The 13,096-nt window shown below is 71.9% G+C and carries 12 protein-coding genes and 1 pseudogene; 7 read left to right on the forward strand and 6 right to left on the reverse strand.

Going from position 1 to position 13,096, the window contains the following annotated elements:
* Nucleotides 1-39: 39 nt before the first annotated feature.
* The 3 genes and pseudogenes from ACFP2T_RS30300 to ACFP2T_RS30310 all read right to left on the reverse strand — a co-directional run.
* A pseudogene (locus ACFP2T_RS30300) lies at nucleotides 40-723 on the reverse strand (CDP-alcohol phosphatidyltransferase family protein); the annotation flags it as partial.
* A 60-nt stretch (nucleotides 724-783) separates the two neighbouring features.
* Nucleotides 784-1,701 (reverse strand): methylenetetrahydrofolate reductase [NAD(P)H], encoded by a 918-nt coding sequence (gene metF / locus ACFP2T_RS30305; RefSeq protein WP_377427658.1) that lies wholly within the window; start codon nucleotides 1,699-1,701, stop codon nucleotides 784-786.
* An 89-nt stretch (nucleotides 1,702-1,790) separates the two neighbouring features.
* Entirely contained in the window at nucleotides 1,791-2,078 is a 288-nt protein-coding gene (locus ACFP2T_RS30310) for a hypothetical protein (protein WP_377427661.1), read from the reverse strand.
* Between the two features lie 403 nt (nucleotides 2,079-2,481).
* On the opposite strand from ACFP2T_RS30310, the gene ACFP2T_RS30315 reads away from it, so the two are divergent.
* From ACFP2T_RS30315 to mptB, 4 genes are all read left to right on the forward strand, one after another.
* Complete coding sequence (locus ACFP2T_RS30315; RefSeq protein ID WP_377427664.1) at nucleotides 2,482-3,630, forward strand: low temperature requirement protein A; 1,149 nt, start codon at nucleotides 2,482-2,484, stop codon at nucleotides 3,628-3,630.
* 144 nt (nucleotides 3,631-3,774) lie between these two features.
* Nucleotides 3,775-5,226, forward strand: coding sequence for a transcriptional regulator (locus ACFP2T_RS30320; RefSeq protein WP_377427666.1), 1,452 nt, complete (start codon nucleotides 3,775-3,777; stop codon nucleotides 5,224-5,226).
* Between the two features lie 9 nt (nucleotides 5,227-5,235).
* Nucleotides 5,236-6,318 (forward strand): polyprenyl synthetase family protein, encoded by a 1,083-nt coding sequence (locus ACFP2T_RS30325; RefSeq protein ID WP_377427669.1) that lies wholly within the window; start codon nucleotides 5,236-5,238, stop codon nucleotides 6,316-6,318.
* An 81-nt stretch (nucleotides 6,319-6,399) separates the two neighbouring features.
* Nucleotides 6,400-8,025 carry a polyprenol phosphomannose-dependent alpha 1,6 mannosyltransferase MptB gene (gene mptB, locus ACFP2T_RS30330; protein WP_377427672.1) on the forward strand — a complete coding sequence of 542 codons (1,626 nt, stop codon included), beginning with the start codon at nucleotides 6,400-6,402 and terminating at the stop codon, nucleotides 8,023-8,025.
* Nucleotides 8,026-8,044: 19 nt separating this feature from the next.
* Here the strand turns inward: mptB and ACFP2T_RS30335 are convergent, their stop codons facing one another.
* Genes ACFP2T_RS30335 through ACFP2T_RS30345 form a run of 3 tightly spaced genes read right to left on the reverse strand, consistent with a single transcriptional unit; the run spans nucleotide 8,045 to nucleotide 9,177 of the window.
* Entirely contained in the window at nucleotides 8,045-8,455 is a 411-nt protein-coding gene (locus ACFP2T_RS30335; RefSeq protein ID WP_377427674.1) for a lycopene cyclase domain-containing protein, read from the reverse strand.
* A 10-nt stretch (nucleotides 8,456-8,465) separates the two neighbouring features.
* Entirely contained in the window at nucleotides 8,466-8,798 is a 333-nt protein-coding gene (locus ACFP2T_RS30340; protein ID WP_377427676.1) for a lycopene cyclase domain-containing protein, read from the reverse strand.
* A 13-nt stretch (nucleotides 8,799-8,811) separates the two neighbouring features.
* Nucleotides 8,812-9,177, reverse strand: a complete 366-nt coding sequence (locus tag ACFP2T_RS30345; RefSeq protein WP_377427678.1) for an Rv2175c family DNA-binding protein — start codon at nucleotides 9,175-9,177, stop codon at nucleotides 8,812-8,814.
* Between the two features lie 232 nt (nucleotides 9,178-9,409).
* On the opposite strand from ACFP2T_RS30345, the gene pknB reads away from it, so the two are divergent.
* Genes pknB through ACFP2T_RS30360 form a run of 3 tightly spaced genes read left to right on the forward strand, consistent with a single transcriptional unit; the run spans nucleotide 9,410 to nucleotide 13,086 of the window.
* A complete protein-coding gene (gene pknB, locus ACFP2T_RS30350) occupies nucleotides 9,410-11,416 on the forward strand; it encodes a Stk1 family PASTA domain-containing Ser/Thr kinase (RefSeq protein ID WP_377427680.1) in 2,007 nt (668 codons plus the stop codon).
* Entirely contained in the window at nucleotides 11,397-12,314 is a 918-nt protein-coding gene (locus ACFP2T_RS30355) for a deoxyribonuclease IV (RefSeq protein WP_377427683.1), read from the forward strand. The genes pknB and ACFP2T_RS30355 overlap by 20 nt, the downstream gene beginning before the upstream one ends.
* A gap of 19 nt (nucleotides 12,315-12,333) precedes the next feature.
* Nucleotides 12,334-13,086 (forward strand): M15 family metallopeptidase, encoded by a 753-nt coding sequence (locus ACFP2T_RS30360; RefSeq protein WP_377427686.1) that lies wholly within the window; start codon nucleotides 12,334-12,336, stop codon nucleotides 13,084-13,086.
* The last annotated feature ends 10 nt before the right edge of the window (nucleotides 13,087-13,096 follow it).

Consider the following 13,096-nt stretch of genomic DNA (forward strand, 5'->3'; position numbering starts at 1 on the left):
GGCCGGAGAGGGCTTTCCGGACGGCTCCGGTCCGATGTCCAGCGAGCGGCGCACCGCCGAGAGCAACTGGACCATGCCGAAGAAGCCGAGCAGTACCCAGATGGCGGTCGCCACGGTGATGATGCCGGCCGCCAGTTCCGGCATGATCAGGTGAGCCACGCTGGCCAGTAGCAGTCCGACCACGGCCACGCTGACCCGGCTCGGTCGCTCCCCCACCGTCACCGTGCCGATCTCCTTCATTCCGGCCGAGACGGAGCGGGCCCGGGTGTACTCGTGCAACCAGGACAGTCCCCCGGCGACGACCACCAGTTCCCCCGGCGCACCCACCAGCCAGAAGGCGATCAGCCAGCAGACCTCGCCCACCCGGTCGGCCAGCGAGTCGTAGACGTACCCGAGTCGGGTCGTCCGGCCGGTGACCACCGCGACCGCGCCGTCGATGCTGTCCGCGACCGAGGCGAGCAGGACGAAACCAGCCGCGACGGCCGGCCCGACCGGCCCCGGCGGCGCCTGGATCACCGCGACCGGTACGCAGACGCAGAGCAGCACGCCGAACGCCGTGACCACGGTCGGCGACACCCGCAGTCGAGCCAGGAAACAACCCAGGTGGTACGACATGCGCAGCCAGCGGCGCACCGACGTGGTCGCCATCCGGGGATCGAAACCGCCGTGCAGCCGCGCCCACTTGTTGGCGTACTCGTCCCAGGTCAACCGGTTGCCCACCATGGCTCAACCGCCGGACGGTGCCTCAGGTGGCGCCCGACCGGTCATTTGGGCCGCCGACGGTCAGACCCGCACGCCGGCCTGGAGGGTCTGCCAGACCTCCCGGGTCGCGGTCGACCGATTGAGGGTGATGAAGTGGATCCCCGGTACGCCCTCGTCGAGCAGCCGCCGGCACATCTCGCTGGCCTGCTGGATGCCGAGCTGGCGGACCGCCTCCGGATCGTCCGCGATCCGCTCGAACTGGGCGGCCAACGCGGGCGGGAACGGCGCTCCGGAGAGCTGCTGCGAGCGCTCGATGGTGCTGAACTGGGTGACCGGCATGACGCCGGGCAGGATCGGTGTGTCGCAGCCGGCCGCCGCGACCCGGTCCCGGAGCCGGAGGTAGTCGTCGGCGTCGAAGAACATCTGGGTGATCGCGAAGTCGGCGCCGGAGCGGCACTTCTGGATGAAGTACTCGGTGTCGGTGGCGATGTCCGGCGAGCGGGGATGCTTGTACGGGAAGGCCGCCACCCCGACGCTGAAGTCGCCCGACTCGCGGACCAGCCGGACCAGGTCCTCGGCGTAGAGCACGCCCTCCGGGTGCTGCACCCACTCCCCCATCGGGTTGCCCGGCGGGTCGCCACGGACGGCGAGCACGTTGCGGACCCCGGCACCGGCCAGCCGGCCGATCACGTTGCGCAACTCGGCGACCGAATGGTTGACCGCGGTCAGGTGTGCCATCGGCAGCAGGGTCGTCTCGGTGGCGACCCGCTCCGTCACCGCGACGGTGGTGTCCCGGCTCGACCCGCCGGCCCCGTAGGTGACGGAGACGAACGACGGACGCAGCGACTCCAGCTCCCGGATCGCCTGCCACAGCAGTCGCTCGCCGTTGGCGGTCTTGGGCGGGAAGAACTCGAACGAGAACGTCGGCTGCGGGCCACGAACGAGGTCCCCGATCGACGGTGGCGAGTCGGGGAGAATGGAGGGAAGACCGAGGGCCACTCCGCGACTCTACCGGTCGTACCGGTCCGGTCTCGTCCCATTGCGCGCCGTTCGGGGCGGGGAGTCGGCTTTTTGGTGTCAGGTCGGCGTCACGATCCCGACCGGGTCTGGTCATCCGGTCCGCCCGAGCGGGGCGCCCGGCAGGCGGCGAGCAGGCCCCGTACGGCGATCCGGCGGCCGTGGCAGGGCCAGGGATCGCCGCAGGTCCGGCAGACGTTCGGGCCGGCAGGCCCCGGCAGGCCATTCAGCGGCTCAGCCGGGCATGGGCTGTGATCGCGGTGCAGGCGTACGGCCAGCCGCCAGGCCATCGGCTGCACCACCCCGGGCGGTGGCTCGTCGGGCGGGTTCTCCGGGTCGAACGGCAACTCGTTCAGCACGACGACGCTCCTCGGCGGTCGATCGAAAGCGACGGCCGTCGGCTGACGTCGATCGGTATGCCCGGCGGGGCGTACCGATCGACGCCGGATGGTTCACGCCGTCGCGTACCGAGCAAACGCCGTGCCCGGCCGCGAGGGAGTAGCCAGCGTGTGGGGGCCAGCGCACTGGCCCAGGGGCCAGCAGGGGCCAGACCAGCGCCGGCTAGGTGCGGGGTTCCCCGCCGGGATGGATCGGAGATGATCCGATCCATCCCTGAGCCGTACCCCTACGCCCGCCGTCGGTGCCCGGATGCCGAGGCTTGTTCGCCGAGAGACCACTGACATTGCCCAAACGTCTGATCGCCGGGTGCCCCCGGTGGTACGACTGATCCGAAGCTTGCCGGTCGGCCAACGGGACGTGCGGATGAAGATCGGTCGTGGCCAGCTGGAGCGTGATCTGCGACAGCCGAGGCAATCCACGTACGTCGAGCTGTTCTTCGACCTCATCTACATCTTCATCTTCTTCCGCCTCGCCCAGAGCCTCCTCGATCGACTCACCTGGGTCGGCGCGTACCAGACGCTGATCCTGCTGCTGGCCGTCTGGTGGGTCTGGGCGTACACAAATCTGGTCACCGACACCCTGGACTCGCGGCGACTCCGGCTCCAGTTACTGGTGATCGGCACGATGTTCGGCAGCCTGCTGCTCTCGACGACCATCCCAGAGGCGTTCGAGCAGCGTGCACTGCTGTTCGCGATCACGTACGTCGCGGTCAACCTGGGCCGCAGCACCGGCATGGCGATCCTGCTGTACGGGCACCCACTCAGCCGCCGACCGATGCGCGGGGCGATCTGGTTCGCTTTCTCGGCAATCTTCTGGTTGACCGGCGCGCTGAGCGAGGACGAGCGCCGACTGGTGCTGTGGGGCATCGCAATCCTGATCGACTACTTCGCCGCCTTCGCCGGCTGGCCAACTCCGAAGCTCGGACGGACTGGTGCCGGGGAGTGGAACCTGGCCGGAGAGCACATTGCCGAGAGGTACCGGCAGTTCACCATCATCGCGCTCGGCGAGACGGTTGCCGTTACCGGCCGTACGCTTCACGAGAGCGACTTCACACCTCACCGTGTCGTGGCGTTCGCGCTGGCGTTCGCGACCAGTGCTCTCCTCTATTGGACCTATTTCCATCGCACCCGGGAGCGGCTCGGTACGCCCTTCTCCGGTGCGGCCGAACCGGCCAACAGGACCAAGTTGGCAGGCTTCGCCCACCTGTTGATGGCGGCCGGCGTCGTACTCATCACCGTCGCCGACCAGCTGGTGATCAGCAACCCAACGGCCTCGGCACGAACGTCCTGGGTCGCGGTCATCGTCGGCGGCCCGGCACTCTTTCTGGTCGGGCACGTGCTCCTCGGGCGGAAAGTGTTCGTCCGGGTCACCCGCCCGAGGCTGATCGGGGCCGGCGTGCTGATCGCCGCCGGACCGGCGCTTGTCTCGCTGCCCGCGCTGGCGGTCGTCGCCGTCGTCATCGTCGTGCTGACCGCCATCGTCTGCTACGAGCTCGCACTGCCCCGAGATTGAAAGGTACGCGCGCAGCGACGAGCAGAACGTCGTACCGGAACGATAGGAATAGCCAGCGCATGGGGCCAGCCCAGTGGCCCCGGGGTCGTGCGCGGGGGTCAGCAGTGGTTCGTTCCGTCGACGATCTTGCGCCAGAGGACCGCCATGACCCGACTTGAGCACGATCCATCCCACGCCGCCCCGAAAACGTTCGGGACACTCCTGACCGAGCTGCGCCTGGCCCGGGGCTGGAGTCAACTGCGGGTGGCCGAGCAGCTCTGCGCCGCCTCCGGCGTACCGACGGTGAGTCGGCACGAGGTGTCCCGCTGGGAACGCCAGCACCGGATACCCGGCGAGTTCTGGCTGGGCTGGCTCGCCGCCGTACTCCAGGTGCCGGTTGTCGACCTGGCGAACGCCGCCGCAGCCGCGCGGGCGCCGGCGTTCGGGCCGGGACAGCCACAATCCGGGGACGACACTGGCGCGACGCAGGGCGTGGCTCGGACCCGCCAGGAGTTACTGACCTCGGCCCACGCCTGGCTCGCCGACCCGACCGACCCGATCGCGGTGCCGGCCGTGTCCCCGGCTGGGCCACGGGCGGACCCGGACCCGGCGCCGGAGCTGCCGCTCGACGCGGCCGGTCTGGCCCGGCTGCGTCGGCTGGACGACCTGGTCGGCGGGGAGGACCTGCTGTCGACCGCGCACGGGCGGCTCGTCGTGGCCACGGCCCTGCGGGCGAGCAGCGCCATGGCGTCAGGGGCGACCGGCGCCACGACAACAGAGGCGAACACCCGGGCCGGGTGTCGGGCGCTGCCGCTGGTCGCCGAGGCGGCGCAGCTCACCGGTTGGCTCCGCGCCGACGCCGGTGACCTCGCCGGGGCGCTGTTCGCCTACCGGCTGGCGCTGACCGCCGCAGCCGGCGCGGGCGACCGGGTACTCGGCGCACACGTACTTGGGTCGGCCGGTCACCTGCTCACCTCCGTCGGCGACCCCCAGGGCGGGCTGCTGTTGGCCCGTACCGGATATCTCGGGGCCCGGCGCACCGGACCGGCCGGGCTGCGGGCGCTGCTGCTGCACCGGATCGCGCTCGCGGCGGCGCTGTGCGGGCGCCGCCGGTCGGCGGAGGCCGCGCTGGCCGCCGCCGACCGGATCGCCGCCCGACGTGAGCCGGCCCGGGAACCACCCTGGCTCTACTGGCTCGACGAGGACGAACTGGCCGCGATGTCCGGCCGCTGCCTCGCCGCCCTGCGCCGGCCGCTCCGGGCCGAGCCGCTGCTGTCCGCCGCGCTGACCCGGACCCGGGCGCCGAGGACGTCGGCGGTCTACGGCGCCTGGCTCGCCCGGACCTACCTCGACCTGGGCGAGGTGGAGCGGGCCTGCGAGGTCGCGGACGCGGCGCTGCTCGACGCCGTACGGTCCGGATCGGCGCGGGCGGCGGCGGAGTTGGCGGTGGTCCGGCGCCGGCTGGCGGCGTACCGTGCCGAACCGGCCGGTCGGCGCCACGCGACCCTCGCCGCCGCCGCGCACCGGTACCTGCCGGCACCACTGCCGCCAGCCGTCCCGGGACGTGCCCCAGGTGGAGCCCACACCGCGCCAGCAGCCAGATGGGCGATCCACTAGCGTCATGGCGTGACCGAACCTGCCTCCCTCCCGCCGGTTGACCGCGCTGGCCTGCGCCAGCGGGTCGACAACTGCCTGGCCAGGTTTCTCGCCAGGCAGCGCGGATGGATAAGCGGCGTCGACGACGGGCTCGTCCCGGTCGCCGAGGCACTGGAGGCGTTCGTGCTGGGCGGCGGCAAGCGGCTACGCCCGGCGTTCGGGTACTGGGGCTACCGCGGGGCGGGTGGGGCGGACTCGGACGAGATCGTCAGCGGCCTGGCCGCGCTGGAGTTCGTACAGGCGAGCGCGCTGATCCACGACGACCTGATGGATCGGTCCGACACCCGGCGTGGCGAACCGTCGATCCACCGCCGGTTCGCCGCCCGGCATCGGGCAGCCGGATGGGCGGGCGAGCCGGACGGCTTCGGGGAGTCGAGCGCCATCCTGCTCGGCGACCTGTGCCTGGTCTGGTCCGACGAGCTGCTGCACGGCAGCGGAATCGACCCGGTCGTGGTCAGCCGGGCCCGGCCGGTCTTCGACGAGATGCGTGCGGAGGTCACCATCGGGCAGTACCTGGACGTACTCACCCAGGCGACCCGGGACACCTCGGTCGAGCGGGCCAGCAAGGTGGCACGGTACAAGTCGGCCAAGTACACCGTCGAACGTCCGCTGTTGTTCGGCGCCGCGCTCGCCGACGCGTCCGCCGAGGTCCGGGCCGCCTTCTCCGGGTACGGGCTGCCGCTGGGCGAGGCGTTCCAACTCCGCGACGACGTACTGGGAGTCTTCGGCGACCCGGACCAGACCGGTAAGCCGGCCGGGGACGACCTTCGGGAGGGGAAGCGCACCTACCTGGTCGCGGCGGCCGTCGAGGCGACCGACCCGGCTGGACGGGAACTGCTGACCCAGCGGTTGGGCGACCCCGGACTCGATCCGGCCGGCGTCGACGACCTGCGCGAGATCATCACCAGCAGCGGGGCGCTGGACCGCACCGAGCGGCGGATCGCCACCCTCACCGACACGGCCCTGGCCGCGCTCGACGGCGTCGAGCTGGAGGCCGAGGCTCGGGAGGTACTGGTGGACCTCGCCGTGGTGGCGACCCGCCGCAAGGACTGAGCCGGCCGGGTCCTCCTCGACCCTCGGGGGCGGTCGCCGATCGGGGTTGGTGGCCGATCGCGTCATGCGACCATCGGAGGCGTGCCCGCACCGGATCGGCTGACCCGGCTCCGGTTTGCCGGCCTCGCCGCCAGCACCCTGATGGCGGTGGGCGCGTACGGAGCAGGCGCGCTGCCGGCAGGCGATGCCGACGCCGCAACGTTGTTCGACGGTCCACCAGCTGGCTCGGCGGGCTACTGGCTCGGCCTCGTCGGCTGGCTCGTCGGGTTGGCCGCACTGGCGGGCACCTGGTGGCAACTCGGCGTACGGCTCGGCGTACAGACCGTTCCGGGGACCGGGGCGGTACCGCTGGGTTGGGCACTGCGCACCGGACTGCTCTGGGCGGTACCGCTGCTGCTCGCCCCACCGACCGGCAGTCGGGACGTGTACGCGTACGCCTGCCAGGGTGCGTTGTGGCTCGACGGCGTCGACCCGTACACCGTGGGCGTGCTGCCGGGCGGGTGCGTCTGGTCGGACGCCGTACCCGCGCTGTGGCAGGACACCACGACCCCGTACGGGCCGCTGGCGGTCGCGCTGTCCGGCGGGGTGGTCGCGCTCGCCCGGCTGGGAACGGACTCCACCGACGCCCAACTGCTGGTGGCGGTCGCCCTGCTCCGCGCCGTGGCGCTGGTCGGCGTGGCCCTGGTCGCCGGCTGCCTCCCCCGACTGGCCCGAGCCGGTGGTGTCGATCCGGTACGGGCGACCTGGCTCGGCCTGCTCTCTCCGCTGATCATGATCCACGCGGTGTCCGGGGCGCACAACGACGCGCTGATGCTGGGGCTGATCCTCGTCGCGCTGACCCTGCCCGCCACCGCGTCTCGGGGTGGCGTGTTTCCGGTCGCCGCGTCTCGGGGCGGCATGCTTCCGGTTGTTGCCGCGTCTCGGGGCGGCGTGCTTCCGGTTGTTGCCGCCGGGGCGGTGCTCGGGTTGGCGGTGGCGATAAAGGTCACCGCGATCGTGGCCCTGCCGTTCGCCGTGCTGCTGGCGGCGACCGGGTCGGGCCCGCCGGGCGTACGCCGTCCGGCACCCCGGCACCTCGTCCTGCTCACCGGCGGGGCGCTGGGCGGCGGTGCGCTGACCTTCGCCGTGCTGACCCTGTCCACCGGACTCGACCTGGGTTGGATCGGCGGGCTCTCCGGCACCGGCCGGCTGGTGCAGTGGACGTCGCTGCCGACCGGGCTGGGCATGGCGGCCGGGTACGTCCTGCGGCTGGCCGGGCGGCCCGAGGCGGTCGATCCCGCGGTGACGGTCGCCCGGCTGCTCGGACTCGCTCTGCTCGCCGCGACGATCGTCGTCCTGCTGGTGCGCGGTTGGCGGGCGGTCCCGGCGCCGGACCAGCTGGCCCGCCGCCGGTTGGTGCTGGCCGCGGGCCTGGCCTTCTCCGCCCTCGCGGTGCTGTCCCCGATCTTCTACCCCTGGTACGCCCTGGCCGCCGTCACCGTGCTCGCGGCGGGTCTGCCCGGCGGACCGTGGACCTACCGGGTCGCCGGCATCCTGGTGCTGGTCAGCTTCCTGGTCCTGCCCGACGGGCTGGGGCTGGCCGTGTCGACCAAACTGCCCGGAGCGCTGTTCGACGTCGCCCTCGTCTCGGTGCTGACCGTCGTGGCGTATCGGAGGTGGCGTCCCGGCGGCGGACGTCGGCAGGCCGACCGGCCGGAGCCACCCTGACAACCGGTAACCGGCGGGATCACGATCGGTCCGGGGCGTGCCCATCCCGGTCGACGCGCCCATCCCGGTCGACGCGCCGATTCCGGTTCAGTAGCCGGGGCCGTCCGGGGCCGTCGCCGGCGGCCGGGGAGCGCTGCACGCCGGCCCGGCCGAGCCGGACCCAGACGGCGAGTGTCAGCAGCACCAGCGCGAATCCGAACAACAGGTCCTCCACCGGGGCGTGGACCAGGCGCGGACCGAGGATCGCCGCCGGGTCGTACCGGACGATGTCCCGGCCGGTCAGGATGCCGTTGGAGATCAACTGAAAGAACACGATGATCGGGTACGTGGCCCAGAACACCGGCCGGACCACCAGCCGGGTACGCAGCACGAACAGGTCGACCAGTACGGCGCCGGCCACTCCCAGCAGTGCCGCCGCCGTGTAGCTCACGACCCCTCGCTCACGGCGACTCGTCCCCGGCCGGCCAGCGCAGCACCGCGCGTACCGCCTCGAAGCCGAGGATGGCGCAGAACGGCACGACGACGAAGAAGAGCAGCTCGTCCAGCGGCAGGTCACCGGGGAGCAGAACCCCGGTCGTCTGCTCCGGGTCGAACGTCCAGTGTCCGGCGGCGATCGCGGCCAGATCCCACAGCGCGAAGATCACCACCACCGGCAGCAGGGTGAGCAGCAACCGCCGCCACCGGCGGAGCACGTTGACCCGCAGTATCGGCTCCAGCCACAGCGCGCCGCCGAGGCACCCCGCGAGCACCGCCAGATACGCGAACTTGGCCATGCCGCGAATCCGGTCAGAACCCCGTGGCCTGGGCCCGGCGCTTGACCTCACGGGCCAGGTCGCCGCCGAGGGCGTCCGCCGGGGTGCCCGGCAGGGTGTCGTCGGGCAGGTACAGCCAGCGGAGCACGGCCTCGTCGTCGTACCCCGCGTCGTGCAGCAGGGTGAGGATGCCCGGCAGGTGCTTGCGGACCGTCTGGTTGGCGACCAGTTCGGCGGGGACCAGTCGGACCCCGTCCCGGCGGACCGCGAGCAGTTCCCGGTCCCGGATCATCTGGTGCACCTTGCTGATCGACACCTCGAGACGCTCGGCGACGTCCGGCAGGGTCAGCCAGCCGGTCGGGTCGATCGGCTGCACGTCGGCGGGTACGGATTCAGTCACCCGAACACCTTGCCACGCAGCCGTCCGGGTCGACGAACGGCTCCCCACGAACCGGCGCCGCCCTGTTCCGCCGACCGCGCCGGACCGATCCGAGCCCGCCTCGGATCCGCTGTCGGGCACCCGTCTTTCCGTCCTCGTCACACGTCCGAAATGCCCGCTGAGGTTTTCGGTTCGGTGTCGGCTGTGGCATCCTGTTCTGCCGCCACCCTCTGGAGACATAGACTGCCTGCCGATGGACATTCAGGTCGCCGACACGCTGCTGAACTCGCTGATCGACGGGCGCTACCGCATCCGCGGTCGCGTGGCCCGTGGTGGGATGGCGACTGTCTACACCGCCATCGACGAGCGCCTCGACCGCACCGTCGCAATCAAGATTATTCACCCTAATCAGGCACGCGACGCACAAATGCAACTCGCGGGGTTCGTCGAGCGGTTCACCGACGAGGCCAAGACGATCGCCCGGCTGACCCACCCGAACGTGGTGGCCGTCTACGACCAGGGCATCCACGGCGGATTGCCGTACCTGGTCATGGAGTACGTGCGTGGCCGGACCCTGCGGGAGATCCTCGCCGAGCGCGGGCGACTCAACCCGAGTGAAGCTCTGGCGATCATGGAGCAGATGCTCGCCGCGATCGGCGCCGCGCACCGGGCCGGTCTGGTCCACCGGGACGTCAAGCCGGAGAACGTCCTGGTCGCCGAGGCACCCAGCGGCGGGCCCGCGAACCTCGTCGACGGTGTGGTGAAGGTCGCCGACTTCGGGCTGGCCCGGGCGGTCGAGGCGAGTTCGGAGACCGAGGCCGGCAACCAGTTGATGGCGACCGTCGCGTACGTGGCGCCGGAGCTGGTCACCGAGGGCCGCGCCGACCCACGCACCGACGTCTACGCGGCCGGGATCGTGCTCTTCGAGATGCTCACCGGCCGGGTCCCGTACGACGGTGACCGGGCGGTCGAGGTCGCCTGGCAGCACGTCGACCGGGACGTACCGCCGCCTTCCACGCTGGTCCCCGGTCTGCCGCCGGTACTCGACACCCTGGTCGTCCGGGCGACCCGACGCGATCCGGGTGCCCGACCGACCGACGCGGGCGCGCTACAGGCCCAGGTGCAGGTGGTCCGCGACGATCTCGGCACCGCCGCCAACGCGCACACCGCGGTCCTGCGGCAGATCCCGTCGGTGGAGCACCCGGCGATGGCGGTGGAACAGCCCACCATGGTGGTCTCCTCGGTACGTCCGACGGAGCGGCCGACCTGGGCCCGGCTGCCGGATCAGCAGCGGGAGAAGGCCGCACCGCACCGTCGGCGCGCGGCGTCCCCGAGTTCGGGGTTCGGCGAGCGGCTCCGCGAACTGGCCGCCCGACTGCCCGGCATCGCCGGCGGAAACCGGGTGGCGGTCATCGCCGTCGTGGTGGCGATCGGCCTGGTCGCCGCGATGGGCGGCTGGTGGTTCGGGGTCGGCCGGTACACCGAGGCGCCCGCTCTGATCAGCATGGCCGGCAAGGACGCACAGACTCAGGCCGAGCGGGCCGGCTTCGTCGTCAAGTTCGCGGCTCCCCGCTACAGCGAGGCGGTCGCCAAGGACGCGGTACTGGACCAGGATCCGGCCTCGACCGAGCGGATCGTCCGGGGCGGCACGATCACGCTCACCCTCTCGCTCGGTCCGGAGCGTTTCCCGGTGCCGGACGTGACCGGCAAGACGCTCGACTCGGCCCAGCTCGACCTGGAGCAGGCGAACCTCGTCGTGGCGCGCGGCCCCGACCGGTACGACGACAACCTGCCGAAGGGTGTGGTCATCTCGACCAACCCGAAGGTCGGGACCGTGGTCAAGCCGGGAGACAAGATCACCCTTACGGTGAGTAAGGGCAAGGCGCCGATCAGCGTTCCCGACCTGGTCGGCAAGAGCATCAACGAGGCCCGGTCGGAACTGGGCGAACTCGGTCTCAAGCTGGCCGAGACGTACAAGGACTCCGACAAGCCGAAGGACCAGGTCATCGCACAGAGTCCGGAGAGCGGCGCCGGAGTGGAGAAGGGTGCGGAGGTCGAGGTCGACGTCAGCAAGGGCCCGCCGGCGATCCCCGTACCCAGGGTGGTCGACCTGCCGTGCCAGCAGGCGAAGCAGCAACTGGAGAGCCAGGGATTCGCCGTCGGGGTGAACATCAACCCGAACGCGGTGGTCCGGTTCCAGAACCCGCCCGAGAACACTCCCGTACCACCAGGAACGCAAGTTGTCCTCACCTGCTTCTGATCCGGCCTCTGGTCCGGCTCCTGCCCCCGTTCCTGCTCCGGCACCCCGTCGGCCGGTCGGCTCGCACACGCCGACCGCCGGCGGTCTGGCCAGGGCCGCCCTGCCCTACGCCGACGCCGCCGGTTCCGAGGCGGTGCAGGTCTACGTCGGCAACTCCCGGGGCTGGGCACTTCCCCCCGGTGATCCGGGCCAGGACGCCGCCTTCCTGGCCGGCTGCGCCGAACGCGGCCTGCCGGTCTACATCCACGCGTCGCTGCTGGTGAACATCGGCTCACCCACTCAGGCGACGGTGGAACGGTCGGTGGCGACGCTGGCGCACGCGCTCGACCGGGGCACCGCGATCGGCGCCGCTGGGGTGGTCTTCCACGCCGGCAGCGCGGTCGACGCGGAGCACGCCGAGGCGGCGATGCGCCAGGTCCGCGAGGCGCTACTGCCGCTGCTCGACTCGGCCGCGTCGGCCGGCGGCCCGAAACTGCTGGTCGAGCCGAGCGCCGGAGGTGGCCGCTCGCTGGCCTCCCGGGTGGAACACCTGGAGCCATACCTGGACGCGGTGCAGTGGCATCCCTGGCTCGGCGCCTGCTTCGACACCTGTCACGCCTGGGCCGCCGGGCACGACCTGGCCCGGCCGGGCGGCATGACCGACACCCTGGACGCGCTCGTCGACGCGGTCGGGGCGGACCGGCTGTGGCTCGTGCACGCCAACGACTCACGCGACCCGTGCGGCTCGACCCGGGACCGGCACGAGACGATCGGCAAGGGCAGCATCGGCGAGCCCGCCTTCGCCGAGCTGCTGGCGCATCCGGCGACGGCGGGCATTCCGGTGATCGTCGAGACGCCGACCGAGAAGCATCTCGGGCACGCCGACGACATCGCCACGCTCAAACGCCTGCACCCCTGACGGGCGTACTGTGGCGTCGGTGGGACGCTGGTCGCGCTATCCGGTGCTGGCGGCGCTGCTGGCAGCGCTCGCGATCTCGGGCTGCGCGCACGCCACGGCCGATCCGGACCGGGCCTCCGGCACGCCGACGTCCGGCACGCCGACGTCCCCGAGCCGTCCGACCGGCCAGGCCGGCACCCCACAACCGCCCAGCACTCCGGCCGCGCCTCCGTTCGTCGACGATGTCTCCCCGGTCACCGCCGGTGACATCTCGTCGAGCTGGCGGCCCGGCTGTCCGGTCGGCCCGGAGCAGCTCCGGCGGGTACGACTCGGCTACTGGGGCTTCGACGGCCAGCCCCACGTCGGGACGATCATCGTGCACCGGACGGTCACCGCAGACGTGATCAAGGTCTTCGCGGCCCTCTATCGCGAACGGTTCCCGATTCGACGGATGGAGCCGGTCGACGAGTACGACGGCAGCGACGACAGGTCGATGGCCGCCGACAACACCTCCGGGTTCAACTGCCGGAAGGTGGTCTCCACCGGCCCGTCGAAGTGGTCCGTCCACGCGTACGGGCAGGCGATCGACGTCAACCCGGTGGAGAACCCGTACCTCGTCGCCGGCAAGGTGCTGCCGCCGGCCGGGACGGCGTACCGGGGCCGCTCCGACGAGCGGGCCGGAATGGCAGTCCCGGACGGCGTCCTGGTCGAGGCGTTCGCCTCGGTCGGCTGGCACTGGGGCGGCGGCTGGGAGTCCCCCGACTACCAGCACTTCAGCAAGACGGGCGGCTGAGCACGCCCAA

The sequence above is a fragment of the Plantactinospora solaniradicis genome, assembly GCF_042658085.1.
Taxonomy (GTDB): Bacteria; Actinomycetota; Actinomycetes; order Mycobacteriales; family Micromonosporaceae; genus Plantactinospora; species Plantactinospora solaniradicis.

Bases quoted from the DNA above. Each gene is read 5' to 3' on its own strand.
- ACFP2T_RS30315 (WP_377427664.1), top strand. From the start codon at position 2,482: ATGAAGATCGGTCGTGGCCAGCTGGAGCGTGATCTGCGACAGCCGAGG.
- ACFP2T_RS30320 (WP_377427666.1), top strand. From the start codon at position 3,775: ATGACCCGACTTGAGCACGATCCATCCCACGCCGCCCCGAAAACGTTC.
- ACFP2T_RS30340 (WP_377427676.1), bottom strand. From the start codon at position 8,798: ATGGCCAAGTTCGCGTATCTGGCGGTGCTCGCGGGGTGCCTCGGCGGC.
- pknB (WP_377427680.1), top strand. From the start codon at position 9,410: ATGGACATTCAGGTCGCCGACACGCTGCTGAACTCGCTGATCGACGGG.